We start from the raw sequence: 25,518 nt of genomic DNA, 5'->3' as shown, positions 1-25,518 counted from the left end.
CATATTGACCTGTGACCAGGCTGACACAGAATATTGAACACCCTCTAATACGCCTGACTATTTACGCGGTTATCGTTTTAATCGTATTAGCATAAACACCCATACTATTGCCAAAACGTTCTTCGCTGCAGCCCAATGCTGCAGCGAAGCAGGTTAATGATTATTCCGTTTGCTGTTTGCGGTTATCGTTTTTGTGCACCCAATGATATAACACGGGCAATACCAACAATGTCAGCAAGGTTGACGAAATAATACCGCCAATCACCACTGTCGCCAGCGGGCGCTGCACTTCAGCACCGGTGCCAATATTAATCGCCATCGGCACAAAACCGAGGCTCGCGACCAAAGCGGTCATTAGCACAGGGCGCAACCGGGTAAGCGCGCCTTCCGTTATCGCTAACAGCAAGTCACCTTTCTCACGCCAGAGATCGCGAATAAAGCTCAGCATCACCAGACCGTTCAACACCGCTACGCCTGATAAGGCGATAAAGCCAATGCCAGCAGAGATTGATAAAGGCATACCCCTCAAATACAAGGCCAACACACCACCGGTGAGCGCCAACGGCACACCGCTGAAGATAATCAACGCATCTTTAAATGACGCAAAAGCCATCACCAGAATACCTAAAATCAGCAGCAACGTAACAGGCACCACAATGCTAAGGCGCTGACTGGCGGACTCCAGCTGCTCAAAAGTACCACCATAGTCCAGCCAGTAACCGGCTGGTAATGTAACGTCACGGTTGATTTGGGCCTTTACCTCTTCTACAAAACTACCAAGGTCTCGCCCGCGCACATTCGCGGTTACCACTACCCGGCGTTTGCCATTTTCACGACTAATTTGCGCCGGCGCAGGCGACACATCTAAGGTAGCCACTTCCTGTAACGGTACAAAGTCCCCATTTGGTAATGGCACCGGCAACACCGCCAGTTTGTCCAGATCGCGACGCAGGGTTTCCGGCAAGCGCACAATCAGCTCAAAGCGTCTGTCACCTTCATACAGAATACCGGCCGACGTACCTCCAATTGCCGCTGATACCCAGTCCTGTAGTTCAACCACATTTAAGCCGTAACGGGCAAGCGCAGTTCGGTTGGGGATCACCGACAAGGTTGGCAAACCAGTGACTTGTTCCACTTTAGTATCCGCAGCACCTTGCACCTTGTTGACGGCTTGCAGAATTTGATTAGCGCTTGTAACCAGCTGATCTAAATCATCGCCAAATACCTTAATAGCCAGATCAGCTCGTACACCGGAAATCAGTTCATTAAAACGCATCTGAATAGGTTGGGTAAATTCATAGTTATTGCCCGGCAATGTCGCCAAAGCAGCCTCCATTTCAGCGACCAATTGGGCTTTGGTTTTATCCGGATTGGGCCATTCACTGCGCGGTTTTAATATCACAAAGTTGTCAGCCACATTGGGTGGCATCGGATCGGTCGCCACTTCTGGGGTACCAATTCTGGCAAACACTTTATCAACCTCAGCAAAGGTTTTGATCTTCTGCTCCAGAATTTCCTGCATTGCAACGGCTTGTTCTAAGCCGGTGCCCGGAATACGCATGGCATGTAAAGCGATATCGCCCTCATCAAGCTGAGGCACAAACTCTGCCCCCAACGTGGTCGCCAACCACAGACACACACCAACCAGAGCACTGGCCAAACCAATCACCAGCCAGCGAAATTTGAGTGCCAGCGCTAATAGCGGTGCGTACAGGGTTTTAGCGCCTCTTATGACCGCACTTTCTTTTTCACTGATTTTACCATTTAAGAACACCGCCACAGCGGCAGGCACAATGGTCAGCGACAACACCATAGCGGATAACAGGGCCATCACCACAGTCGCTGCCATAGGATGAAACATTTTACCTTCGACACCGGTCAGCGAAAAAATAGGAATATACACGATAGTAATAATGGCCACACCGAACAAACTGGGCCGGATAACCTCTGCAGTTGCCAGATACACCGTATTTAAGCGCTCTTTTAGCGGTTGGATACGGCCGTTGTGCTGTGCCTGCGCCAGGCGGCGAACCGCATTCTCGACAATAATCACCGTACCATCAACAATTAAGCCAAAATCCAGCGCACCCAGGCTCATCAGGTTGGCAGAAACGCCGGCTTGTACCATGCCGGTAATGGTCATCAGCATTGATAGCGGGATCACCGCCGCAGTGATTAACGCCGCCCGCAGGTTGCCCAGCAGGATAAACAACACTACGATCACCAGTAATGCGCCTTCCAGCAGGTTTTTACTGACGGTTGCAATGGCTTTATCCACTAAGGTGGTGCGATCATATACGGCTTCAGCAATAATACCCTCTGGCAGAGAGCTTTTGATCTGCTCCAGCTTTTGCGCGACATCGCGTGCCACTGTGCGTGAGTTTTCATCAATTAACATCATGGCTGTACCCAGCACAGCTTCTTTACCATCCTGAGTTGCCGCACCGGTTCGCAGCTCTTTGCCAATGGCAACATCGGCAACGTCACTCAGCTTTACCGGTATTGTGTCGTATTGCGTAATAATGACATTAGCAATGTCATCCAGAGAGGTTAACTGACCGGGCGAGCGTACCAGCAGTTGCATGCCCTCACGTTCAATATAACCGGCACCCCGGTTGTCATTGTTGGCTTGCAGGGCCAGTTCAACATCCTTAATACTCAGGCCATAATTAAGCAGTTTCAGTGGGTCGGGTAACACATGGTATTGCTTGTTGTAGCCACCAATACTGTTTACCTCCACCACACCTTTAACCTGTGCCAGCTGAGGTTTTATTATCCAGTCCTGGATTTCCCGCAGTGCCATGGCATCGTAAGGTGAACCATTTTGTTGCAGCGCGCCCGGCTTGGCCTGCACCGTATACATAAAGATTTCACCAAGACCGGTTGAAATAGGGCCCATTTCAGGCTCTATGCCCTCAGGCAACATATCCTTGATAGCGCTTAACCGGGTGTTGATTAAATTGCGGGCAAAGTAGATGTCCGTGCCTTCTTCAAACACCACCGTTACCTGTGACAAGCCATAGCGTGACAATGAGCGGGTATAACTTAAATTGGGTAAGCCATACAGGGCAGTTTCTACCGGATAGGTAATACGCTGCTCTGCTTCAAGTGGCGAATAACCCGGTGCCGCCGTGTTTATTTGTACCTGAACGTTAGTAATATCCGGCACTGCATCAATCGGTAACTGTTGGTAGCTCCAGCTACCAATGGCAATAATCAACAGTGTCAGCATTAAAAATAGATACCGCCTCGCAATAGCCAGGCGCAACATGGATTCAATCATAGTGCCCCCTTAATGATCATGCTCGGCTTCAGATTTTTCAATATCCGCTTTTAACAGATAGCTGTTTGTAGTGACATACAACTGGCCGGGCTTTAAACCGGCAATCACTTCGACATAATCCATGTCGCTACGGCCAAGCTGCAATGGGGAAAAGACATATTCGCTATTATTTTTCACGAAGACACCGCTTTTATTGTCCAGTATTTGAATGGCCGATTTTTTAACGGCAAGTTCAACGTTGAATTCACCGCTTATCACAGCACCTTCGATCAATTGCCCGGACGACAGTTTACCGTCACGGTTATCCAGCTTAACTCTGGCCAGTTGATAGGGCTGGGTTAATGATGGGATGATATGCGCAATTACGCCGTTAATCTCAGTGTCAGCGGCCATAATGACCACTTTTTGTCCTGTCGCGACAGCATCTTGTTGTGACGGGTACAGGCGAAAATCTGCCCACAGGCCGCCAAAATCAGCAATGCTAAACAGCGTCTGCTGCTGTGCGACTTCACCAACATTGGCGCTGCGCTGAATAATAACGCCGTCAATTGGCGCTTTAATGGTATAGGTATTTAAGCTCTCATTTGACTCGACAACGGCCAGTACATCGCCTGCTTTTACGCTGTCACCCAGCGAGAATTTCACCGAGGTAAGAATACCGGGAAAACGGGCATTAACATGGCTGATGCGGTTTGGATCAGCGCTAAGCTTGCCATAAACAACCTGATGTTGGCGTAATCGCTGGCTGTCAGCACGGTCTGTGACAATATTAACTGCCGTAGCCATATCATCACTAATGCGGCTGCTTAGGGTTTCGTTGTGTTCATGCTCGTCGTTTTCGTCGTGCCCTTCATGCTCACTGTGTTCTTCATGTTTTTTGTGCTCTTCATTTTTCTTAGTGTCAGATTGCGGCTTTACCGCTTGTTCTTTGGCATGGACGTGAGCTTGTTCTTGCTCATTGGCGGCCATTACATGCATCGGCATCAGCCAGGCTGCAATAAACATTGCCAGTGTTACATGTGGTTTCATAATGCTATCTTCCTGTATATTCTGTTTGCCACGTCGCACAGTTAATGAAGTGCGGCAGCGGGGCAATAATCTTGTCAGTTACTGCGTTACCGGCTCGGCGGTAAGCTGTTCAATCGTCGCCTGGCTCAATAGCACCGCAGTGGCGGTTTCCAGTAAGTGTCTTTTTGCCTGCAACAATTCTTGCTGGGCATTAAGCCAATCCTGATAATTTGAGCGCCCGCGCTGATATGCATCACGCGTAAGATCCAGCGCTTGTTCCAGGTTGGGGATCACGTACTGCGCCAACTGTTGGTGACTGGTAATAAATTGCTGCCGTTGCGAGTACGCATCAAACAAGCGTTCATGCAGGATCAGTAAGCTATCCTGCTGTCGATACTCGACATTGTTTCGCTCTGCCAGCGCAGCTTCGATGGCTGCACTATTGCGACGTTCAGCAAATAACGGCACTGAGATACCAAAGGTAAGGCCTGTATCATCACTGGCCTGATAGCGTCTTACCCCTACCTGCCAACTCAGATCGGCGCGATTCTGGCTTTGTGCCAGTCGCACTTCAGCGTCTTTTAACCGACGTTCAGAGGCAAAAATGGTTAACGCCGGCGATTGTTGCAGCCGCTGATACAGCTCAGCAAAAGGGCGGCTTTGGCCAAAAGCAAACAAGTTACCTGCCACAACGTTAAAGTTGGCGCTGGTATCACCCCAAAAACGTGCTATGGCTATTTTTTGCCGCTCAATGCGCTGCAACAGGGCGTCCCGCCCGATCTGAACCTGCGCCAGTTGCGCCTTTGCCCGCATGATTTCAGCATCTGACAAGGCACCGCTGGCAGCACGTTTTTCAGCGCTTTGCAGCAGGGCTTCTGAGAGCGCTACGGCCTCTTCTGTCAGTGTCAATTCCTGCTGGCTGGCCAATAGATTAATATAATTGCGGGTAAGCTCTGCCAGCACATCCAGGGTTTGCGCCTGTTGCTGCCATTCAAGAGTATTGAGCCTGGCGTCTACTACCGCAGCGCGCCATTGAGCTTTATTATCCAGCTCTATCACGGAAGATAAGGCGATTGTCAGCTCAGCACCGGCCAGCCCTCTGGCCTCTCCGGTGCCCGCAACATTCTCAAGCTCTACACCGAGTTGATAACCGGGTTTAAGGCTTTGCAAATCACGCTCTGCAAACAGACGCTGTTGCGTAAATTTAAACTGATGCAGCTGAGGGTTGTGTTGCAGCGTTTTATCTATTGCCTGTTGTAATGTCAGTGCTTGCGGCTCGGCACATAGCGGAAGCGCGCAAAATACCGCCGCCAGTATTGCTGGCAGCATTAGTGTCATACGCATGGGTATGCTCCTGAAAGTTAATCGTTAATAAAAAGGATAAACAAGCAGGATCAGATATTTGGCGGCGGCACCGGTGGGCGATAGCTAATGAGGTTTAACCCTGGTTGGGTAGCGGCTATAACGCTGTCACGGAAGTTAAGCACCTCCATGCCCTGAAAAAAAGCGATATAGCAGGTGACATGAGCATGATTACTGTGTTCGTCGGTATCATGCTCAGAGTTATGTTCAACGTTATGTGCAGTGACTTGCTCACTGCTTACGTCGAAAAGGGTATCTGAGTGGCAGTGTTCATGTTGCAGGTCAGTGTAGGTATGGGCATGATCGGGCAAATGCATAACTAACGCATCACAGGCCATCACGGCATGATTCAGCATAGTCAGCAACAGTAATAATAAGCCTGATGTACGACCTAACATAAATCCCTCAGTAAGTTAGCGCTATGGTAGCGCTATTGCGACTTAACAACAAGCTACGCTTTTAGCTGTAAAATCCTGCGCGCACCATTGAGTACAACTAATCCAATGATGAACCCTATTACCAGATCCGGATAGCGTGATCCGGTCCAGGTGACTAATAATCCGGCCAAAATCACCCCTGCATTTGCGATAACGTCATTTGCAGAAAAAATCCAACTGGCTTTCATATGCGCGCCGCTTTCTTTTTGTTGATGAATTAACGAAAGACAGATCACATTAGCAACCAAAGCAATAGCGCCCATAATTAACATCAACGTCGACACAGGCTCGCTACCAAACAGGTAGCGCCGTATCACCTCACTGATCACCCCTAAGGCTAAAGCCAATTGCAGCCAGCCGGCAAGCTGTGCGGCGTTTAATTGAACCTTGCTACTACGCCCGACTGCGTATAGCGCAACCCCGTATACCGCTGCATCGGCAAACATATCCAGAGAGTCAGCTATTAACCCGGTTGATTGGGCCAGCCAACCGGTCACAAACTCTACTGCAAACATCACCGCGTTAATGCCCAGCAACCACTTTAAAATTAACCCCTCACGCTGCGAACCTGATGCTGTGGATTGTCTGGCCTGCGTTACCTCTTCGTGTTTCACCGGCCCGGTCTTTGTCAGCGATGCGCCCAGCCCTAAGCTGTGCATTTTTGGTGTAATTTCATTGGCATTAACTGTGTGAAAAACGCGAACCTGCCGTTGTGGGATATCAAACTGTAACAGAACACCAGGCTCAACTGTTTCCAGCGCCATACGGATCAAACGCTCTTCGGCAGGGCAGTCCATTTTAGGCACCCTAAATTCACTAAGGTAGGCATATTTTGCATGCTTATCAGGTGCATCAACGGCGCTATTTTCACTGTTGCCCGTTTCGCTACACTTATCATTGGAACAGCATTTTGGATTCATAACCGATAAACCTTGGGTTGTTATGGAACATAGTTTAAAGTCTATAGTAACTATAGAGTCAATAGGCCGCAGCATGATAATAAAAATTGGTGAGCTGGCAAAAATCTCCGGCTGTTCTGTTCAAACTATCCGTCACTATGACAAGGAGCAGCTTCTTTCGGCGAAAATACGTAGTGATGGCAATTTTCGTCTCTATGATCAGGCCGACATCGAGCGACTGCTATTTATTAAACACTGCCGGAGTTTAGATCTGAGTTTGGCAGAAATTCGTCAGTTACTGAGTTTGAATGACTCGCCAATGTCGCAGTGTGATGATGTTAATCAGATGATTGAACAGCATATCGAACAGGTAGAACGTCGCATAGCGGATTTAACGCAGCTTAATAAACAACTAAAGGCTTTACGTCTTAGCTGCAACTCGAAGCGCACGGTAGAGCACTGTGGTATTTTAAAACAACTGAATGAAGCCGTTAGTCAAACCAACTAAGTTGTTATCAGCAATAAATAGGTGAGTCTTAATGCACCAGCACAACCATTCACATATCAAAGACGACAGCGACAACCGGATCGCTATGGCTTTTTTTCTTAATGTGGGTTTCACCATAATTGAGTTTATCGGCGGTTGGTTAACCAACAGCACAGCAATTATGGCAGATGCAGTGCATGACCTGGGTGATAGCTTATCTATTGGCAGTGCATGGCTGTTGAACCGGCTTGGCCGAAAGTCTGCAAACCGACAATTTACTTACGGCTACCGCAGATTGTCATTGTTTGGCGCCTTAATTAACGGCTTGGTATTGATTGTCGGATCGGTTTGGGTACTGACTGAGGCAATACCGCGGCTGGCTAACCCGGTAATGCCAGTGACAGAGGGAATGCTGGCTTTAGCTGTGCTGGGTGTTGCAGTCAATGGCTTTGCCGCTTACCGCTTGAGTAAAGGAAATACACTGAATGAAAAAGTGCTGAATTGGCATTTGCTTGAAGACGTTCTTGGGTGGGTTGCAGTTTTGGTTGTGGCTATTGTGTTGCAATTTGTGGATTGGCCTATCCTTGACCCTTTGCTTTCTATTGGTTTCACCTTATTTATTTTGGTTAATGTTTTACGAAACCTCAGCACAACTGCGCGTTTATTTCTGCAAGCCGCGCCAGACAGCAAATTGCAAAATGAAATCCAAGATACTTTGCTGAAGATTGATGAGTTAGACAGCATTCATCACCTGCATCTCTGGTCGCTTGATGGTGAACATCATGTACTCACCGCACATGTGGTAACCAATGCCAGCAAGGCATTTACTGCAAACCATTATGCCGATATTAAGCTGCGTATTGCTAACGCATTGGAGCAGTTTGATTTAGCACATACCACGATAGAACTGGAGTTAACACAAGAACATTGTCGGGATGAAGTCCCGGATAAGGTGCAGTGAAGTGACCGTCATTACAACGTTAGGTTTATTTATCATTACTGCAATAGCAGAAATTGTCGGTTGCTATTTGCCTTACTTGTGGCTGAAAAAAGGAGCTTCAGCCTGGGTGCTGTTACCTGCTGCAATCAGTCTGGCATTATTTGCCTGGTTGTTAACGCTTCACCCAACGGCTGCTGGACGTGTTTACGCGGCTTATGGCGGAGTATACGTGACAATAGCAATAGTCTGGTTGTGGGGAGTAGATGGCATTCAACCACACCGCTGGGATCTGGCTGGCGTCGGGCTAATGCTCGCAGGCATGGCAGTGATAATGTTTGCGCCGAGATAAACAATTTGTTTTGAGCACGGTATTACGAAAAGAAAGACTTAGGTACTTTTATCATTTATAGCAATGGTTTTTCTGTTCTTGATTAAGAATTTTTCAGAATACATTGTGTATCAAATGTTAGTCGCCCACAAAAATGGTTACAGCAGTGCCTGATTTACCTATTTTTTTACAAGGTGTACGCTTTGTTACTATTTCAGTTAAAAAGCTGCACTTTAATCACTATTAAAGTGCAAAGTACGAAAGGGCTTCAATGCTAACGTTATTTTGCTATTTAGTGTTCTAGTCCGTGTTGAAAATATAAGCAACCGCAGCACTTTGGCTTACCTGAATTTTTACATCAACATTTAAGCTCAAAAAATTTGCTCTTACCGCCAATGTTTTCGTGATAAGCTAAAATCGCAACGTATGAAGAAGGCCATAATGTTTCGTAAAATCGTGTTATTTCTGATGGTGTTTACTCTCAGCTTTCAAGCGCTGAGCGTATCGCTTTATCCGGAAAAAGCACATAACGTTGAATCGCTGTCGCATGATGCTTTGCATTTCTGGGGCGAGCCACACAGCCATGACGCTGAAGATCCAGCAAAAATTCAATTAGAATTCTCTGCTGAAGCTCGCAGCCATGTTGCATACGATTTGAATGCTTCTGCCGCTGCATTATTTGAGCCTAGCTCGCTGAAAAATACTGATGTGCAAACTATCCCTAACATTTGCTGTGCGCAATTTATACCTGACCCCTTTTTACACCGCATAACTCCTCCGCCAAGAGCCTGAAATTGCAATCATTAATGCATTAAAACACCGTTGTCTTACCAACGGGTTTTTGGGTTGTATTTCACTTTCAGGATTTTTTATGACTTCGCTTTCCCGCAGGCCATCTGTTATGGCTGTATTTTTTCGTCGGTTAATGCCGTACTTGTTTATTTGCTTCGCATTAAATGTGCAGTGGTTATATGCCGCGCCTGGCGCACATGGTCCTGATGGTGAGCATCTGACGACAGAGACCAGCCAACAATTCTCCTTACTACCACGCTTTGAAACCTTTAGTGAGGCATTCGAGCTGGTGGGGGAAATAAAGCCCAATGCGTTAGTGATATACCTGCATGACTATCAAAGCAATCGCCCTGTGGCTGATGCACAAATCGAGCTTGAAACGGCTGAACTGAGCAGTACCGCAGAGTTTATCGCTGATAAAAATCATTATCTTGTCGAAGATCCGGCTCTGTTGGCCAGGTTACAGCAAGATGGCAATCACGAAATTGTCCTGACCATCATTACCGCTGATAACGCTGACTTATTAACGGCCAGTTTGGCGCACTCCGCTGCAACATCACATGACGAAACGCCTGACGAACACCATCATGATCACTTCCCGTGGTGGACGTTAGCTGTGGGGGTGCTGCTTTTTGTTTCTGGTGTGCTGTTTGGTCGTCGCGGAGCTGCAAAATGAAAAATATCAAACTCGTCTTCGCAGGTTTATTGATACTTTGCAGCTTGCCGGTTATGGCAGCGCCCGGCGCTCATGGCCCCGATGGCGAGCATCTGACAGAAGCCACGCCTACACACGTCAATGGAATGGGACGACAGGCCGATGGCTCGGTACAAATGCCGATGGCGGACCAACAACAGCTGGGCATTTTTACTCAGTTTGCCAAACGCAGTACCACAGCACAGCATATCCAATTAGATGCCGTTGTTCGGCATCATCCGTCTGGCCGGGCGCTGGTGCAATCAAGTAGTGATGGCCGGTTAGATATAGGACCGAATGGTTTGCCGGTTTCAGGTCAGCGTGTTAAGGCCGGTGATGTGCTGGGGTATATCCGCTATCAGGACACGGCTTATGAACTTGCCAGCCAGAACAGTGAGCTTATAGCGCTGCGCACTGATGCAGAACAAGTACAGCGTGACATTAGGCGGCTTGAGGCGCTGGGTGATTTAGCGCCTAAACAACAATTAGAACAGCTGCAAACTCAGTTGCGGCGTTTACAGCAGCAAGAACAATTGTTGCAGCGAGGCTTAGAAAAGCCGGAGGTGTTGCTCTCGCCGATGTCAGGCATAGTACACAGTGACAATATTAGTCGTGGCCAATGGGTAGAAGCAGGCACAACCCTGTTTGAAATCATTGACCCGACTCAGGTGCTGATTGAAGCGTCAACCGCCCACGTTAATTTGGCATCAGATATTGATTCGGCTGTGCTGGAGCATGCTGCTGATATCAATCTGCGCTTTACCGGTTTCGGCGCCAGGTTAAAGCAAGGGCAAATACCCTTGTACTTTGAACCGGTTGCTGACTCCTCCCCCTCTAGTGTGCCACTTATTCTACAACAGCCGGTGCGACTGCGCGCCAGGCTAAAGCAGCAACAGCAGGGCATTGTGCTGCCAGCAGAGGCTGTGGTACGTAACAAAGCCAATATGCCGGTGGTATGGATAAAGCTGTCAGCAGAGCGCTTTTTACCGCAGCAGGTGCAATATAAGGTGCTGGACCCAGAGCATGTGCTGATTGAACAAGGCTTGGGCGAAGATAACCGGGTGGTAGTGCAGGGCGCTTCCTTACTTAACCAAGTGCGCTAAGGAGCCATAACGATGTTTACTGCATTAGTTGGTGCCAGCCTGCGCCATCGGATCTTTGTTATCGCCACAGCACTTATGATGTTGTGTTATGGCCTGTGGCAAGCGCCAAAGTTGCCGGTTGATGTGTTTCCTGATCTGAACAAACCGGTTATCACTGTGCTGACAGAAGCTGGTGGCATGGCGCCAGAAGAAGTGGAGCAGTTGGTCACTTTTCCACTGGAAAATATGTTAAACGGCGTTACCGGGGTAACGCGCATTCGTTCAACCTCAGGGATTGGTTTATCCATTTTGTACATTGAGTTTGACTGGGATACTGACATTTATCGTAACCGGCAACTGGTGGCGGAAAGGCTGAGCCTGGCCAGTGCCCAGCTGCCAGCTGATGTCGTGCCGACGATGGGGCCGGTGTCTTCCATTATGGGCGAAATCATGCTGTTGGCGCTGCCACTTTCTGCTGATGCCAGTGCGTCACCGATGCAGGCCAGAGAGTATGCCGATTTTGTGCTAAGGCCACGCCTATTGGCGTTGCCCGGTATTTCTCAGGTGATTGCCATTGGCGGTGAAGTACGCCAGCTTCGGGTAGAGCCGGATACAGCGAAGTCACGTCAGTTGGGGGTTAGCCTTGAGCAACTGCAACAGGCATTAACCGATTTTGCAGCTAATAAAGGTGGAGGCTTTGTTGATCTTGGCAATCGTGAATATTTAATCCGCCATCTTGGCCGCACCCAAAGTCTTGAAGAGCTAAGCCAACTTGCCGTCAGTTGGCATGACGGCTTACCCGTGAAGCTGGCGCAACTGGCGAAGGTAAGCTATGGCGCTGCCGTTAAGCGCGGCGATGGTGGCTTTAATGGCATGCCCGCTGTGGTTATAAATGTACAAAAGCAACCCGGCGCTGATACGGTGCAATTGACTGCAGCGGTAGAGCAAGCGCTCAATGAGATGAGTTCGGCCTTGCCTGCAGGATTGGCTGCACCGCAAGTGCTATTCCGCCAGGCCGATTTTATTACCGCGTCGGTTGATAACGTTACCGAAGCACTGCGCGATGGCACCATTATGGTGGTGATTGTGCTGTTTATCTTTTTGTTATCTGTACGTACCACGTTGATTTCGCTTTTGGCAATCCCGCTATCGTTAGCTGTGACAATCCTGGTATTTCAGTGGCTTGGGCTGTCTATTAACGTGATGACGCTAGGCGGATTGGCGATTGCCATTGGTGAGCTGGTCGATGATTCCGTGGTAGATGTGGAGAATATTCTGCGCCGTTTAAAGCAAAATGTGCACAGCCTTTCACCGCAGCCGGTGTTGCAGGTCATCTGGCGTGCCAGTGTGGAAGTACGCTCCGGTATCGTATACGCCACCGCGATTGTTATTCTGGTTTTTCTGCCGCTGTTTGCTTTACCGGGCATTGAGGGTAGGTTGTTTGCCCCGCTGGGTATTGCTTACATAGTGGCAATTTTGGCGTCATTGCTGGTATCGATGACGCTCACACCGGTGCTGTGTTATTACTTACTGCCGAAGATGAAACAATTGCAGCAAGACGATAGCGCGTTACTCAAAATGCTAAAACGCGTTCAAAAGCGTTGGCTCAGCTGGGCCTTACCAAAAGCAAAATTGATCATCGCTACAGCCTCAGGTTTTATGTTGCTGATTGTTGTTACTGCAGTGGCATTACCCCGCGCTTTCTTGCCTGCCTTTAACGAGGGCTCACTGGTACTGGGTGTGCTATTTCAACCTGGCACTTCGTTACAGCAGGCCAACCAAATGGGGCAGTTGGCGGAGACATTACTGTTATCCGTGCCAGAGGTAAGTCAGGTAGGGCGGCGCACCGGGCGGGCAGAGTTAGATGAGCATGCCGAAGGGGTGCATTCCTCTGAAATTGATGTCGATTTGATCCCATCAGATCGCCAGCGTGATGAAGTGCTGGCAGAGATCCGACAGAAACTGTCGGTACTGCCAGCTCAGGTGGCCATTGGGCAACCGATTTCGCACCGGTTGGATCACTTATTATCCGGCGTACGGGCACAACTGGCCGTTAAAGTCTTTGGGAATGATTTAGACAACTTGCGCATTAGTGCTGAACAGTTGCGACAGCAGCTGGTTAATGTTCCGGGTTTGGTTGATGTCACGGTGGAAAAACAGGTCTTGATCCCACAGCTGGCGGTACGGCTTGACCAGGCTAAACTGGCACAATACGGCCTGACACCCGGTGACGCTTTGCGCCAGTTGGCCATGTTGACCGACGGTGCACATATCACGGACATTATTGATGGTGTGAAGCGCTATCCACTTATTTTACGTTTACCAGAGCAGCGCCGGACACCAAGCGAGTTGGCTGGTGTATTGCTGAATACCCCTGCAGGCGCTATACCGGTATCAAGTATTGCGCAAATAGAAATGCAAGACGGTCCTAATCAGGTTAACCGTGAAAATGGTCAGCGTCGGATAGTGATTTACGCCAATAGCGAAAATGTTGACGTGAATAACTTACTAAGCGCAGTGCGCGCGATAGTAGAGGATACGGCATTACCACGAGACAGTTTTGTCAGCATAGAGGGGCAGTTTTTAGCACAAGAGCAGGCCATGCAGTTATTGGTACTGTTATCTGTGCTGTCGTTTAGCCTGATTTTTTTAGTCTTGTACGTGCGTTATCAATCATTGGTATTCGCCGGTATTATCATGTGCAGTTTACCGATGGCCCTTACCGGCGCGGTTGTCGCCATGTGGCTGACGAACACGCCATTGTCGGTAGCCTCCGTGGTGGGCTTTATTACCCTTACGGGTATCGCCGCGCGAAATGGCATTCTAAAAATTAGTCATTATCTGAATTTATGCCGCCATGAAAATGAAATCTTCAGCACTGCACTGGTATTACGTGGTGCGCAGGAGCGTTTAGCGCCGGTATTGATGACGTCAATGGTTACCGCTTTTGCTCTGGTGCCGTTGCTGCTGGCAGCAGATCAGCCGGGTAAGGAAATTTTACACCCGGTTGCTGTAGTGATTTTTGCCGGGCTGCTTAGCTCTACATTACTCGATACCCTATTAACACCCTTGTTGTATTGGCTGTTTGGTGAGAAGCCCACTAATAAGTGGCTGAAACAGGGCTCAGAGGAACTGATGTAATCAGGTATTTTGACAACACCTGAAATAAGTTTGTCATTTATAAACAGAGAGAAACATTATGAAAAAACAGTTATTAAGTGTAATGGCCATTGTAGGTGCTATGACATTATTTTCACCAGTGGCACTTAGCCATAGCGATATTAAACCGCAGCATGGCGGTGTAGTGCACAGCAAGTACGATTTGAGTTTTGAGCTGGTACGGGAAGCTGACAGCGTCAGTTTATATGTTAATGATCACGGCGAACCTTTAGCCACTGAGGGATTAACAGGTCAGCTGATGGTTTTGGCTGCAGGGAAGAAATCAGAAGCCGCGTTGGCAACTGCTGGAGTAGGTAAATTTACCGCCTCAGGCGTGCAAATTCCGGATGGGGCCAAAGCAGTCGTGACGCTGACTGACAAAAACAAAGAAGTTATGACGGTGCGTTATAGTTTTTAAGCTGCACTAACATGTACTAGTGTGAATACCAAGGGATTATGTCGGTCTAATTACCGAGCGATTTTGTCGTATTTAAGGTAACAGTTAGTATTATCCACTTCAATAAATATGCAAATATTTCCTTTGAAGCATGAGTTAATTAGACGTTTTTTATATTATTGAATTAACCAGAATATTAAAGGTAGCCAATGTATACAATCAGTAAACTTGCAAAAGAGGCAAATGTTGGTGTAGAGACCATTCGTTTCTATGAACGCAAAGGCTTACTTAAACAACCCATCAAACCAATGCAGGGTTACAGGCAATATACAGAACAAGCACTTTCAAGAGTATTGTTCATAAAGCGTGCACAGTATTTAGGTTTTACGTTGGCGGAAATATCATCATTATTAAGATTAAGTGGTGGTAATTGTGAAGATGTTCAGCAACTCGCAGAACAAAAGCTTGCAGTAATTGAAGATAAGTTAAGAGATTTGCTTAACCTTAAAGACAGTCTTGTCTCGCTCATTTCAGACTGTAAAACTAATCCAAGTGATAAAGATTGCCCAATCATTCAGTCACTTCAACCGTGAAATGACTCATCACTTGACTCCGTACCTATATACGGAGTTTATACTGTGCTTAAAAGAACAGTGTAATAAACGTAAATATGGCAAAAAGTAGTCAACTATCAATATTAGGCGGGCTTGCCGCAGCAATCGGTGCAAGTGCCTGCTGTGCTGGGCCTCTTGTTCTACTTTTATTGGGTATAAGTGGTTCATGGATTAGTCATTTAACACTCTTAGACCCTTATCGTCCTATTTTTATATTCGTGGTTGTAGTTTTATTTGGCTTTGCTGGGTGGAAGATACATCAGCCTGTTGAAAACTGTGCGGATGACGAGGCCTGTGCAGTCCCAAAGGTAAGAACACGACGAAAAGCGGTATTTTGGTTTACCACACTGTTGGCGTTTGTTTTTGTTACCAGCAACTACTGGATCATATGGGTCGTGTAGGTGCTACCACTTAACTCTAATTGGAGAGAAAAATGAAGAAGTTATTGATTACAACTTTATTGTTGATAAGCAGCACGGCGACGTTTGCAAAAGATGCAACTGTTACGTTAGAAGTTCCGTCTATGGATTGTGTAACGTGCCCGATAACAGTAGAAAAAGCACTTGAGCGCGTTAAAGGCGTTAAACAAGTGGAAGTGACATTTGAAAATAAACTTGCTGTTGTAACATTTGACGATGAAATAACAAATCCTGATGCACTAACAAAGGCTACAAAGAATGCTGGTTATCCTTCACTAGTGAAGTCGTAAGGCCGTCGCTAGTTGAACGATATTGAAACCCTCAGAGGAACACTAAACTATGGCGAAAATAGAACTCTCATCGACGATTACTTGCCCACATTGCGATTACAGCCAGCAAGAAGAAATGCCAACCACTGCATGCCAATTTTTTTATGAATGCACTAAATGTAAATCACTGCTAAAGCCTTTGAGCGGCGACTGCTGCGTTTATTGCTCATATGGAACAGTGAAGTGCCCGCCAATTCAAGAGGGCAACAGTTGTTGTAATTAAAAAGTAGTCAGTTAAAAGAGAGCTTTCCCAACTTTCTTAAAAATTGCAACAATTAAAACTGTTGCAATCAATACAAGGATTAAATGAATCATGAGTCTTCCTTAACTTAAACTAAATATATCCACGGCTAGAGATGTTGCGTTCTAACCAGCCGTAATTCTTGGTGTTTGAATTCTTTGTTTTCTGGCTGATTTCGCGTCGTCTCAATGAATCAGGTTCTTTCTGCTCATAAACCACGCCGCTAAACTCCTGTCGAAACATAGTCGGCAGTAAATGGCTATACGTTCTGTCAATCATCTCAATGCTTGTACCACACTGTTTAGCCAGTGCTGCGTAATCCGCTTTGCTTTTCAGGTTCCAAGTAATATACGAGTGACGAAGTGAATACAGTGTGCGCTCACCATATGGGCTTTGTCTTAGGTTCAGCTTTTCCAGAACATAGGTGAATTTCTTGCTGAGACTTTTAGCGCTTGATCCGTCTGCAAGCACGAATACCAAGTCATCTGCTTTTCTGTCTGGAAAGCGTTCTACCAACTGTTCTAGGTTAGCCACAAAGTCGCTTCGCACCACAACTTGCCGAGTGCCAGTATATAAAGTGGTTTTGCCTTTACGAACGGCTACGGTGATTTCTGGTACACCATCTGCCAATCTAAAGCTGATATCGCGCCACTGTACGTGTTCAATCTCTGTGCCTGGCCGCATACCCGTTGCCAGTGCGAAGTCGATGTAGTCTTCCATCAGCTCCAGCAGCATTTTACTTTTCTTGTTTTTAGTCCGTTGCATCTCGTCAGTAATAAAGTCAGAGATTTTGCGATACTCTTCCCATGTGAAAGCGGCACGACGTTCTTGCCGTTTGCCGTCAGTTTCGAAAGCTGGAATATGGTATTTGGTGATTTGACCTTTTCTCAATGCCTTGTCGTAAATTTTACTGAGAGCAGCATTGTGGCTTTGTAAAGTAGATTTTGATGGTTGCCGGCCGAACTTCACTTCGCGCCAACGATGGAAGTTGTCCATATCAGACTGCGTGATTTGGTCTATGCGCTGGTCTTTGAAAAATGGGATATGGTAGTTCAGCAGAATGCCTTTGTAGATTGAGTTATTCTTCTTTGAAACGCCTTTATCAATCAACGCCTCAAGATCAGCAATGACCTCATTCGCAAGTGCGGTAAACGGTTGAGCACCAGCCGCAATACCAAGTTTTATCTCTGCTCGACGCTTGTACATTGCATCAATTGCTACAACTTTCGCTTTTTCTAACTCGGTCTCGCCGGTCGAAAAGGTAACGTGCTTTTTATCGACTTTAAAGCGGGCGTACCAGCGCTTTGAATTGGTCTGAGTATAAAGGTATAACCCCTCCATTACTGCAACTCGTTCCTGATACGCCAACGCTGCCTCCTGCTAGATATAGCCTCGATGCTTATAGTTGTATGCCCATTCGTCCATGCGTTGCCGTAACTGCTCATCGTAAGTTACGTCTTCAAACTGCCGAACGACTCTCTCTTTGGTTTCCAGCTCAATCCCGGACAATTGCCGACCGAACATTCTCGGGATGACGTGGCTATAATGTTGCTCAATCATTTGAATGCCAGTGCCACACTGCCGCGCTAACACATCAATACTGACGTTTTGTGCTGCCAGTTCCCACGTAATGTAGCTGTGCCTTAGCGAATATAAACTTCTTTGCCCATATTGTGAATTCTTCAACTCAATCAATTCTAAAGCATTATCGAAATGTCTGTTCATTTCCTTAGAGGTTGAGCCATCAGAGAGACGGAACAGCTGCTCAGTACCAACTCGATCAGGGAAACGGTCTGATAGTCGGTTCAGCACTTTGACTATTGCTGCTTTACACACGATCTCGCGGGTGCCGGTATATTTTGTCGTCTTGCCCTTCCTCACAGTGACATAAAACCGTATCTGCGAGTCATCCCGTTCAGGGTGTAAATCAGCCCATGTTAGATTATCCATTTCTGAGCCAGGCCGCATGCCAGTCAGAATAGCAAAATCCATGTAGTCTATAAGTAACTCGCGGAGTTGGCGGGTTTTCTCCCGTCTGCCTTCCTTGGCCATCTGTACTACTTGTTCTCTTACTCGCGCATATTCATCTACCGTGAATGCGGCACGCCTTGAACCACTAGCGCCTTTGTTTTCCAGAGTCGGTACTTGAGATATCAGCATGTACTTACGTTTGACCGCAAAATCGAATACCATTTGCATTGCTGAGTTGTGGTTTTGGATCGTGGATTTAGCCGGTATCCTGCCTAACTCTTTGACACGCCACACGTCAAAATCGTCAAGTTGATCTGCATCGATACGCGTAATGTGGGTGTCACCAAAGAAAGGGATATGGTATTTATTGAGTGCACCAATATAGTCATCATAGATGACTTTTCCGGTGCCTGTTGCCATTGCTACTCTCATTTGGTGGATGACTTTTTCGGCAATATACGAGAAGCGCTTAGATTCGATTACAAAATTATTCGTCTCAAAGCGGATCTCATATTCGATTAGGAGGCGGTGAGCTTTTGCGATTGCCTCTGGTAAGTCACGGGTTTTGGTAGAACGGGACAGGTAGACGTTTTTGATTTTTAACCGAGCAATCCAGTTGTAACAGTTAGATTGCTTGTGGATTTGAAGATTAGGTGTAAGCTGGTGTTTTTCAAGGATTTTTGCCATAACTAGACTCCTGAAATCGAAACACCTTTTGTGAAGTTTTCATAAAGGTGGAGGATTTTCTCTGTTAAGCTATTGAATTAATAGCATCAAGAGTCTACAAGTGTTTCATTCAAAATCCACCGTTGGCGACAACGTGCCGGTTCGAGTCCGGCCCTAGGCACCAATAAATCAATCAATAATTGACAAGCTCTTAATCAGTATTAAGGCTGATATGTAACTTTTGTTGAAGCGTTTTCACTTCTCGCAATATTTTTCCGCCTTGCTATTTTCCTTCCCCTCAATGACCCAAAAAGCTCTAAAACTACTAAAATGTGCCTATACGTTAAGGTGCTCATTGGTTGACTTCGAGTTAGGTTGTACATGAATATAAGTCAGCAATTGATATTTCGCATATCGATCCTTGTAGAAGCGGAGAAACGTAATTGTTTGAAAGGGATAATAGAGATCGGTTTTATGCTGAGATAGTTCAGAAAACTACTCAATATATCGACTTGGGGTTATGGTCTGGTATTGAATTAAACAAATTTGATAGATGGATTGGGCAGTATAAGTCGAATGATGAAAAAATTTTAGCTGCATTAATTCTTGAATCTCTAGTTTATAGATCTAAAGAACATTTGAGTGCGTTAATCGAGCATGCAATCTATAAAAGTATACCGCAAGCCCTCTTCGAGTATTCTGGTGATGAAGCTGAATTCAGAAACATAGAAAGAGTCTGCAACTATGGAAAAAACTTGCCTCACGAAATTGCAATAGTGCCCGTTATTCGAGATGCCGATCCTCCAACTAAGAGTGGTCCTCTAGTCGCTAGGCTGTTTAAAAGACTCGGGAAAGTGAATGACAAACTAATGTATTGGCCATGGCAGATCAGTTCGTTAAAAGATATATCTACTATCATATTTGTCGATGATTTTGTCGGCACTGGAAATCAGTTTATTAAATTTATAAATAATCATGTCGTAAAAAATGTTGATTTATCAAAATTTAAAGTGGTCTATTGTCCATTAACAGCTACAGAAGTTGGTCTTGATAATATTTCAAAAACAATGCCTGAGATTATTTTGTGTCCAATTGAGCTGGTTTCTGACAGTAATAATTTTTTTAATTTTTGCGCTAAAAATTTTGCGATGACAGACGATGAATTGACAAAATTAAACGAAGTATATTTCTCATATCTAAAGAAAGTGAAGCTTGATAGGTTAGGGCGGAAGACAGTTGATGGTGATATGAGTTTAGGTTATGGAAGTTTAGCCCTCACCTATGCTTATGAACATGCTACTCCGAATGCTTCGCTGCCGCTGCTCTGGGCAAACTCAGATAATTATATGTCGTTGTTTGAGAGGTAATTATGGATATTAATAACATCGAGCAGGGACAGAAATTAACTACTATCCTTGCACATAATAGAACTGAAAATATTGGACAGGATGTTTGGGCGCAATTTGTGGTGCCGCGCTATTTTGACAGCATAGACTTTTTCGGCACAATGCCCTGTGTGATCCAAGGGGGACGAGGATGCGGAAAAACTATGCTACTTCGATTTCTTTCCTATCAAAGTCAATTTTCACTCAACAGATCATTTGAAAATGTCGAAAAAAATAGTTTACTACAGCACGTTGGTGTGAACTGGAGAGCTGAAACTGCTTTTTTAAGACAGTTAAATAAAAGAGGCGTAGATGAACAAGTCTGGCTTCAAGCTTTTTCTCATTATTTAGTAATAAAAGTCAGTTTGGAAATTTTATCTGCGATAGATCATATAAACAAAATTTTCAAAATATTCGACAGTGATAAACTTTTTTTAAATGAGCTGAGTGACTATGATGAAGATTTTTCTTGTAGTTTTAGTTCTTTAAAGGGGGCTTTTGATAAGCATCGAAGGCGATTTGAGATTGCTGCATCAAACCCTAACAAACTATCTGATATTAACTTTCTGCCGTTAAGTATCTTGAAAGATTTAATCAATGGAATCAAATGTAGAGTCGCAGATTTTGATAAAACAAATTTTCATCTTTTTATTGACGAGTATGAAAACCTGCTTCCATATCAGCAATTCGTTGTTAATACGCAAATTAAACATTCAGAACCGCCAATAATATACAAGATTGCATGTAAAAGAAATGGGATGCCTTTAAGGGATACATTAGGTGGAGAGGCAATACAAAATAAAGACGACTTTATAGTATATGACATAGATTTATATACGATGGATGCTAATTACAATGTTTTTGCCGGTGAGGTTTTGCTGAGTAGAATTTCAACAGTAGAAAAACAAGCGTTAAGTATCAAACTGAATGATGTTACTAAGTTGAACGAAAGACGAGAAAGTTTCTACGAAAGTGAGATTATTGACACTGTCAGTAAACTTTTTCCCAGGAAAACGCAGGCTGATTTGGCATGTGATATTTTTGAGAGACCAATTCTTTTTAACAAGCTAAAGGATATGCTTGAGCAGGCGCTTAGTGTTAAAGGCGAAAAAGGTTACTCTGCAGATGATTTTATTTTCAATAATGCTAAAGAAGCTTCAGTTGTATGTGTTGCATTATTAAATAGAGACAGTGTGACTCCCTCAGAAGTACACAATGAACTAAAGAATTATGCTTCTGGTTCAGATAGTAAATTTAATAACTGGATTTCTAATAACTTCGTTGGTTGTTATTTGAATATAATAAAAAGGAGGAAGCAAGAGAATTTGCTGTATGCTGGTTATGATACCTTAATTGCGCTCTCTAAAGGAAATCTTCGACATTTTCTAGAGTTAGCAAGAACAGCTTTTTCATTTGGATATTTATTTAACGAAGATGGAAACTTTACAATTAAATGTGAAACGCAAGCTTTAGCTGCACTTAAGACAAGTGAGGTATTATTTCAAGAAATCCGAAGCTTTAAACCATACGGACATTTATTATATACTTTTGTGCAGAGATTAGGTGACATTTTCGCAGCGCTACAATCTAGACTTCCTCAAAGCGAACCTGAAATTAACCACTTTTCAATTGAAGGTGGAGATTCAGCTTTATCACAGGGCACTAAAACGCTACTAGAGGAGTGCGAAAAGTGGGGGTTGTTATATAGAACTATTGCGACAAAGACTAAATCAACTTATAGCATTGAAGATTACGATTGGGTTCTTGATCCCATTTACGCTCCTAAGTTTTTAATCAGTTATAGAAAGAAAAGGAAGATTTTTCTCACGCCTAGAGATTTAGAAGGGCTTTTCTCTGAATCGAATGATTATTTCGAGTCATTTGTTTCTGAAATTCACGCCAAGCAAAAAAGATCTAACTTCAAAACTGAAATTTCTGATAATAGCCAACCGGGATTGTTTGACTAATGTATAGTATCGACTACTCAGATTTTTCGTATATTAGTATGGAATGGGATATTTCTTTTGTTGGGGTTCATCATGACGATAGAGATATTTTAACTAAAAGTTTTTTGCGCCATAAATGTATTATTCAGCACTGCGTTTTTTACAATGCAGATGAAATGACACTTGACGTTGATGGTAATATTTTTGAAATTTTTCAATTAGAAAGTCTTTTTTCAAGCTACGTTAAAAGGAAAGTTATCATAGATGCAACGTCAATGACTGTTGCAGAATTATATTTAATTTCAAAGCATCTCTATAAAGCAAATGTCAGAAATATTGAAATTATTTATACAGAGCCTCTAGAGTATACTAAATCAGATGATCACTTTTTGTTGTCCGATTCTGGAATGGGGTTTGCGGGTGGAGGAATTCCTACTCTAACTTTTCCGCAGGAAGACAATAAACAGGTGGTGTTCCTTTTGGGATATGAAGGCGATCGATTTGCAGACGCTCTTGAAGCTCTGCAGGTTAAAAAGAGTGAAGTTAATTTACTTTTTGGTTTACCTTCTTACAAGATTAATTGGGAAAAGTACTCCTATTTTGCAAATCTTCGAGTAATCAGTGAAAACCAACTCAATGATAGATTTATATTCGCTGGTGCAAATAGCTCTAGAGTTGTAGAAAAAAAGCTTGAGAAGCTTATTTCCTATTGTGAAATCCAAAATCTTCAGTTTATATTAGTACCGATTGGTACTAAGCCCCAAGCAATTGGAGCTCTGGGCTTTGTCTGCACCTCAGAAGACGGTAAGGTCAGTGTTCTATGGGATGCACCCGTCCGGAAATCTGGTAGAACAAAGGGGATATCTAAAATAACGATAACAAAGGATCTTTTCGGAGTTGTATAAATTCCATCCAACACCAAATAATGTTGTTACTGGCATTATTAAGAAGCACTTACCACGTAAGACGATCCACGTCTTGGAGCCATCAGTCGGCGATGGAGCTTTAATCAATGGTATATGCCTTAAAAAAAATAGTTTGTTAGCTGTTGATCTTGATCCAAGTAAAGTTTCCTATATAAAAAATTTTTTCAGTGGACATAAGCTTGAAGTCATTTGCGCAAATTTTTTAGAATTAAATTTCTCAGAAGAAAAGTTTGATTTGGTAATTTGCAACCCTCCATTTGACGGAAAAAACTGTATTACTTATCAAGGTGCAACTTTGCCACTTGAAGCTGCTTTTCTCTTGAAATCAATTAGTTTGTGTAAAGATAACGGGCGTTTAATCTTTGTCTTGCCCGGTTCAGTAGTTCAGGGCAGCAGGCTATCAAAGTTCAGAGAAATGTTGTGCCAACAAGTCCAGCTAAAATATTCATATAAACTAAGTAAGTTCGTTTTTACCGATATAGAGGGGGAGTTCTCTGTATTGATTTTTGATAAAAACGTTAAGCCTGTTCCGACAGTTTTTATATCACAAAGTGGTTATAAAATTGTTGGTGAAGTTGGTAAGGTAACTGATACATGGTCTTTTGACGCTGAAGAGATTCACGCTGAAGTTGAATTGAAAAGTAAATTACTGAGTAGTGAATTTCGTTATGTAGAGTTTGATAGCGTTTTTAATGTTACTAGAGGAAAAGTCACTAGCGATTACAATTCAGCTGGCCACTTTCACACAACAAATGTTGCCCTTCAGTCTAAGTGCTCTTTGAGTGATGCAGTTAAGTCTTCACATAAAATAGATAACCCATATCTGATTTGCTTTGGTGATTTTTATATTAAAAGGGTGTCGAGAGGATTGTGTGATTCATTGTCAATATATAGTGGTGATACACAGCCTTTTACCGACTGTATTATCAAAATAACACCGAAGCAAAATTTTGACAAAGCTAGTATGTTTTTTAGCTTAATGGTTCTTTTACAGGATACAAATGTAAAAAACATTTTACAGAAGGGCAGTGGGGCGAAATACCTAGATGTACGTAGATTGAAAAAGTTACAGCTGCCCATTGGCTTGGAGAATGAATTTAAAATTTATTATCTCAAGTTTATAGATGGTAATCATGAAGACAGAATAGAGATTGCAAGAAAAATTAACCTCTTATTGAGCAATAAAAAAATTCCTAAAGTTATTTCTAGTGAAAAACTCCAGGTTAAAACTGCCTGATTAGCATCAGTTAAATTTTATTCTGATTGTTATTTAAGATGAATGAGCTTGTTGATTTTAGCCATCTTGCTTATTTGTAATACAAATTGACTTCAGGCATTGGATGAAATAAGGCTTGCATTTCACAAGCCTGTCGCGTGTCAACCCAAAACACAGCTAAAGTAGAAGCTTATTGATCTGGTTTATAGCTGAGCGGTAATCTATTCCTAGCCACCCGCAAAGCTCAATAAACTCAAGAATATCTAGTCCCCGAATACCCTGCTCAATCTTGCCAAAGTAACTATGCGGTAAGCCACTGATCGCTGCCATGTCACGCATAGTAAGACCTTTAGCGTTTCGCTGCTCCCGTAACCAATTGCCAAGTGCAATGCGCTTTGGGCTAGCTTTTAGGTGTGCTTCACCCCGTTTAGGTTTGTATGCTTCCATTAGCTTACCTCCACCTCAAAAACCCCCATATCCAGCCAGTAAGTTAAAAAGTTATCTTCCCATATCGGGTATATTTCTCTGGCGACTTCAATAGGGTAATAGCCGGTCATGTCCTGAAAGGTGCCAGCGATAAATTCGAAGTCCAAAGATTTCACCAGCTCTGCGCAATCGCCGATACCGGCATAACAAAAGTCGGTGATGTAGCAGATGTCATAACGACCACTGGTGCCGGTAAGTAGAATCTCAACCGGGTGATAGCCGCCATCTTCTGCACTGTATTTCGGGTCCCGAAAGTTTACGCAGACAAATTCTGCCAGTGGCTCTCGGTGTGGCTCGATGGCTTTAATCAGTGCATCGATAAATCGCTTTGTTACAGGCAAAGCTAAGCCCTCGTACTGAATACGCATAATGTTTACTCCTGAATAGATAGGGTGTTTACTTAAAAATATGAGCGTGGGTTTGTCGCATGCTGGTGTGTTGGTTTAAGCCG

25 protein-coding genes are annotated in these 25,518 nt (G+C 44.5%); 16 read left to right on the top strand and 9 right to left on the bottom strand.

Annotation, left to right across the window (positions count from 1 at the left end; all coding sequences use genetic code 11):
* Positions 1-160 precede the first annotated feature (160 nt).
* The 5 genes from RNAN_RS17735 to RNAN_RS17715 all read right to left on the bottom strand — a co-directional run bounded on the left by RNAN_RS17735 (position 161) and on the right by RNAN_RS17715 (position 7,010).
* Entirely contained in the window at positions 161-3,283 is a 3,123-nt protein-coding gene (locus RNAN_RS17735; RefSeq protein WP_040552584.1) for an efflux RND transporter permease subunit, read from the bottom strand.
* Positions 3,284-3,292: 9 nt separating this feature from the next.
* Positions 3,293-4,312 carry an efflux RND transporter periplasmic adaptor subunit gene (locus tag RNAN_RS17730; RefSeq protein WP_008224345.1) on the bottom strand — a complete coding sequence of 340 codons (1,020 nt, stop codon included), beginning with the start codon at positions 4,310-4,312 and terminating at the stop codon, positions 3,293-3,295.
* Positions 4,313-4,390: 78 nt separating this feature from the next.
* Complete coding sequence (locus tag RNAN_RS17725) at positions 4,391-5,635, bottom strand: TolC family protein (protein WP_008224343.1); 1,245 nt, start codon at positions 5,633-5,635, stop codon at positions 4,391-4,393.
* A 50-nt stretch (positions 5,636-5,685) separates the two neighbouring features.
* The gene (locus RNAN_RS17720; protein WP_008224341.1) at positions 5,686-6,051 is read right to left on the bottom strand and encodes a hypothetical protein; all 366 of its coding nucleotides are present in this window, start codon (positions 6,049-6,051) and stop codon (positions 5,686-5,688) included.
* Between the two features lie 53 nt (positions 6,052-6,104).
* On the bottom strand, positions 6,105-7,010 hold the full coding sequence (locus RNAN_RS17715) for a cation efflux transmembrane domain-containing protein (protein ID WP_011918388.1): 906 nt from the start codon (positions 7,008-7,010) through the stop codon (positions 6,105-6,107).
* Between the two features lie 73 nt (positions 7,011-7,083).
* Here RNAN_RS17715 and cadR point away from each other — a divergent pair, with 73 nt between their 5' ends.
* From cadR to RNAN_RS19455, 12 genes are all read left to right on the top strand, one after another.
* Positions 7,084-7,497 (top strand): Cd(II)/Pb(II)-responsive transcriptional regulator, encoded by a 414-nt coding sequence (cadR, locus tag RNAN_RS17710; protein ID WP_008224336.1) that lies wholly within the window; start codon positions 7,084-7,086, stop codon positions 7,495-7,497.
* 31 nt (positions 7,498-7,528) lie between these two features.
* Complete coding sequence (locus RNAN_RS17705; RefSeq protein WP_008224335.1) at positions 7,529-8,437, top strand: cation diffusion facilitator family transporter; 909 nt, start codon at positions 7,529-7,531, stop codon at positions 8,435-8,437.
* Complete coding sequence (locus RNAN_RS17700) at positions 8,412-8,765, top strand: YnfA family protein (RefSeq protein WP_049766853.1); 354 nt, start codon at positions 8,412-8,414, stop codon at positions 8,763-8,765. The genes RNAN_RS17705 and RNAN_RS17700 overlap by 26 nt, the downstream gene beginning before the upstream one ends.
* A 420-nt stretch (positions 8,766-9,185) precedes the next feature.
* Positions 9,186-9,536, top strand: a complete 351-nt coding sequence (locus RNAN_RS17695; RefSeq protein WP_008224332.1) for a hypothetical protein — start codon at positions 9,186-9,188, stop codon at positions 9,534-9,536.
* A gap of 109 nt (positions 9,537-9,645) precedes the next feature.
* A complete protein-coding gene (locus RNAN_RS17690) occupies positions 9,646-10,212 on the top strand; it encodes a hypothetical protein (protein ID WP_008224329.1) in 567 nt (188 codons plus the stop codon).
* The gene (locus tag RNAN_RS17685) at positions 10,209-11,333 is read left to right on the top strand and encodes an efflux RND transporter periplasmic adaptor subunit (protein ID WP_040552581.1); all 1,125 of its coding nucleotides are present in this window, start codon (positions 10,209-10,211) and stop codon (positions 11,331-11,333) included. The genes RNAN_RS17690 and RNAN_RS17685 overlap by 4 nt, the downstream gene beginning before the upstream one ends.
* 12 nt (positions 11,334-11,345) lie before the next feature.
* Entirely contained in the window at positions 11,346-14,453 is a 3,108-nt protein-coding gene (locus tag RNAN_RS17680) for an efflux RND transporter permease subunit (protein WP_008224325.1), read from the top strand.
* A 58-nt stretch (positions 14,454-14,511) separates the two neighbouring features.
* Positions 14,512-14,889, top strand: coding sequence for a hypothetical protein (locus tag RNAN_RS17675; RefSeq protein WP_008224324.1), 378 nt, complete (start codon positions 14,512-14,514; stop codon positions 14,887-14,889).
* Between the two features lie 188 nt (positions 14,890-15,077).
* Positions 15,078-15,461, top strand: a complete 384-nt coding sequence (locus tag RNAN_RS17670; protein ID WP_040552578.1) for a MerR family transcriptional regulator — start codon at positions 15,078-15,080, stop codon at positions 15,459-15,461.
* 77 nt (positions 15,462-15,538) lie between these two features.
* Positions 15,539-15,883, top strand: a complete 345-nt coding sequence (locus tag RNAN_RS19000) for a mercuric transporter MerT family protein (RefSeq protein ID WP_014951207.1) — start codon at positions 15,539-15,541, stop codon at positions 15,881-15,883.
* Positions 15,884-15,915: 32 nt separating this feature from the next.
* The gene (gene merP / locus RNAN_RS17665) at positions 15,916-16,191 is read left to right on the top strand and encodes a mercury resistance system periplasmic binding protein MerP (protein WP_040552575.1); all 276 of its coding nucleotides are present in this window, start codon (positions 15,916-15,918) and stop codon (positions 16,189-16,191) included.
* 49 nt (positions 16,192-16,240) lie between these two features.
* Positions 16,241-16,453 (top strand): GDCCVxC domain-containing (seleno)protein, encoded by a 213-nt coding sequence (locus tag RNAN_RS19455; protein ID WP_081502319.1) that lies wholly within the window; start codon positions 16,241-16,243, stop codon positions 16,451-16,453.
* Between the two features lie 111 nt (positions 16,454-16,564).
* On the opposite strand, the gene RNAN_RS17660 is transcribed toward RNAN_RS19455, so the two are convergent.
* Positions 16,565-17,839 carry a tyrosine-type recombinase/integrase gene (locus RNAN_RS17660; RefSeq protein WP_008224323.1) on the bottom strand — a complete coding sequence of 425 codons (1,275 nt, stop codon included), beginning with the start codon at positions 17,837-17,839 and terminating at the stop codon, positions 16,565-16,567.
* A gap of 12 nt (positions 17,840-17,851) precedes the next feature.
* Positions 17,852-19,129 carry a tyrosine-type recombinase/integrase gene (locus tag RNAN_RS17655; RefSeq protein ID WP_008224320.1) on the bottom strand — a complete coding sequence of 426 codons (1,278 nt, stop codon included), beginning with the start codon at positions 19,127-19,129 and terminating at the stop codon, positions 17,852-17,854.
* 422 nt (positions 19,130-19,551) lie between these two features.
* On the opposite strand from RNAN_RS17655, the gene RNAN_RS17650 reads away from it, so the two are divergent.
* Genes RNAN_RS17650 through RNAN_RS17635 form a run of 4 tightly spaced genes read left to right on the top strand, consistent with a single transcriptional unit; the run spans position 19,552 to position 24,602 of the window.
* A complete protein-coding gene (locus tag RNAN_RS17650) occupies positions 19,552-20,475 on the top strand; it encodes a phosphoribosyltransferase-like protein (protein ID WP_008224318.1) in 924 nt (307 codons plus the stop codon).
* A 2-nt stretch (positions 20,476-20,477) separates the two neighbouring features.
* Positions 20,478-22,460, top strand: a complete 1,983-nt coding sequence (locus RNAN_RS17645; RefSeq protein ID WP_008224316.1) for an ORC-CDC6 family AAA ATPase — start codon at positions 20,478-20,480, stop codon at positions 22,458-22,460.
* Positions 22,460-23,344: a hypothetical protein gene (locus tag RNAN_RS17640; RefSeq protein WP_008224315.1), complete on the top strand. Its 885-nt coding sequence runs from the start codon at positions 22,460-22,462 to the stop codon at positions 23,342-23,344. The genes RNAN_RS17645 and RNAN_RS17640 overlap by 1 nt, the downstream gene beginning before the upstream one ends.
* The gene (locus RNAN_RS17635) at positions 23,337-24,602 is read left to right on the top strand and encodes an Eco57I restriction-modification methylase domain-containing protein (protein ID WP_008224314.1); all 1,266 of its coding nucleotides are present in this window, start codon (positions 23,337-23,339) and stop codon (positions 24,600-24,602) included. The genes RNAN_RS17640 and RNAN_RS17635 overlap by 8 nt, the downstream gene beginning before the upstream one ends.
* Positions 24,603-24,758: 156 nt before the next feature.
* Here RNAN_RS17635 and RNAN_RS17630 read toward each other — a convergent pair whose 3' ends face one another.
* Together RNAN_RS17630 and RNAN_RS17625 are read right to left on the bottom strand one after the other, a co-directional pair.
* Positions 24,759-25,028, bottom strand: coding sequence for a helix-turn-helix domain-containing protein (locus tag RNAN_RS17630; protein WP_052027318.1), 270 nt, complete (start codon positions 25,026-25,028; stop codon positions 24,759-24,761).
* Positions 25,028-25,435 (bottom strand): DUF2787 family protein, encoded by a 408-nt coding sequence (locus RNAN_RS17625; protein WP_008224312.1) that lies wholly within the window; start codon positions 25,433-25,435, stop codon positions 25,028-25,030. Before RNAN_RS17625 ends, RNAN_RS17630 begins: the two co-directional genes overlap by 1 nt.
* Positions 25,436-25,518: the final 83 nt, after the last annotated feature.

The organism is Rheinheimera nanhaiensis E407-8 (assembly GCF_000296695.1).
GTDB lineage: Bacteria > Pseudomonadota > Gammaproteobacteria > Enterobacterales > Alteromonadaceae > Alishewanella > Alishewanella nanhaiensis.
Note: the sequence above shows the minus strand (reverse complement) of the source record. Positions and strands in the feature narration are given on the sequence as shown.

Bases quoted from the DNA above. Each gene is read 5' to 3' on its own strand.
- RNAN_RS17630 (WP_052027318.1), bottom strand. From the start codon at position 25,028: ATGGAAGCATACAAACCTAAACGGGGTGAAGCACACCTAAAAGCTAGC.
- RNAN_RS17715 (WP_011918388.1), bottom strand. From the start codon at position 7,010: ATGAATCCAAAATGCTGTTCCAATGATAAGTGTAGCGAAACGGGCAAC.
- RNAN_RS17680 (WP_008224325.1), top strand. From the start codon at position 11,346: ATGTTTACTGCATTAGTTGGTGCCAGCCTGCGCCATCGGATCTTTGTT.
- RNAN_RS19000 (WP_014951207.1), top strand. From the start codon at position 15,539: ATGGCAAAAAGTAGTCAACTATCAATATTAGGCGGGCTTGCCGCAGCA.
- RNAN_RS17655 (WP_008224320.1), bottom strand. From the start codon at position 19,129: ATGGCAAAAATCCTTGAAAAACACCAGCTTACACCTAATCTTCAAATC.
- RNAN_RS17685 (WP_040552581.1), top strand. From the start codon at position 10,209: ATGAAAAATATCAAACTCGTCTTCGCAGGTTTATTGATACTTTGCAGC.
- RNAN_RS17675 (WP_008224324.1), top strand. From the start codon at position 14,512: ATGAAAAAACAGTTATTAAGTGTAATGGCCATTGTAGGTGCTATGACA.
- merP (WP_040552575.1), top strand. From the start codon at position 15,916: ATGAAGAAGTTATTGATTACAACTTTATTGTTGATAAGCAGCACGGCG.
- RNAN_RS17645 (WP_008224316.1), top strand. From the start codon at position 20,478: ATGGATATTAATAACATCGAGCAGGGACAGAAATTAACTACTATCCTT.
- RNAN_RS17690 (WP_008224329.1), top strand. From the start codon at position 9,646: ATGGCTGTATTTTTTCGTCGGTTAATGCCGTACTTGTTTATTTGCTTC.
- RNAN_RS17725 (WP_008224343.1), bottom strand. From the start codon at position 5,635: ATGCGTATGACACTAATGCTGCCAGCAATACTGGCGGCGGTATTTTGC.
- RNAN_RS17705 (WP_008224335.1), top strand. From the start codon at position 7,529: ATGCACCAGCACAACCATTCACATATCAAAGACGACAGCGACAACCGG.
- RNAN_RS17640 (WP_008224315.1), top strand. From the start codon at position 22,460: ATGTATAGTATCGACTACTCAGATTTTTCGTATATTAGTATGGAATGG.
- RNAN_RS17720 (WP_008224341.1), bottom strand. From the start codon at position 6,051: ATGTTAGGTCGTACATCAGGCTTATTATTACTGTTGCTGACTATGCTG.
- RNAN_RS17730 (WP_008224345.1), bottom strand. From the start codon at position 4,312: ATGAAACCACATGTAACACTGGCAATGTTTATTGCAGCCTGGCTGATG.
- RNAN_RS17735 (WP_040552584.1), bottom strand. From the start codon at position 3,283: ATGATTGAATCCATGTTGCGCCTGGCTATTGCGAGGCGGTATCTATTT.
- RNAN_RS17625 (WP_008224312.1), bottom strand. From the start codon at position 25,435: ATGCGTATTCAGTACGAGGGCTTAGCTTTGCCTGTAACAAAGCGATTT.
- RNAN_RS17700 (WP_049766853.1), top strand. From the start codon at position 8,412: ATGAAGTCCCGGATAAGGTGCAGTGAAGTGACCGTCATTACAACGTTA.
- cadR (WP_008224336.1), top strand. From the start codon at position 7,084: ATGATAATAAAAATTGGTGAGCTGGCAAAAATCTCCGGCTGTTCTGTT.
- RNAN_RS17695 (WP_008224332.1), top strand. From the start codon at position 9,186: ATGTTTCGTAAAATCGTGTTATTTCTGATGGTGTTTACTCTCAGCTTT.
- RNAN_RS19455 (WP_081502319.1), top strand. From the start codon at position 16,241: ATGGCGAAAATAGAACTCTCATCGACGATTACTTGCCCACATTGCGAT.
- RNAN_RS17670 (WP_040552578.1), top strand. From the start codon at position 15,078: ATGTATACAATCAGTAAACTTGCAAAAGAGGCAAATGTTGGTGTAGAG.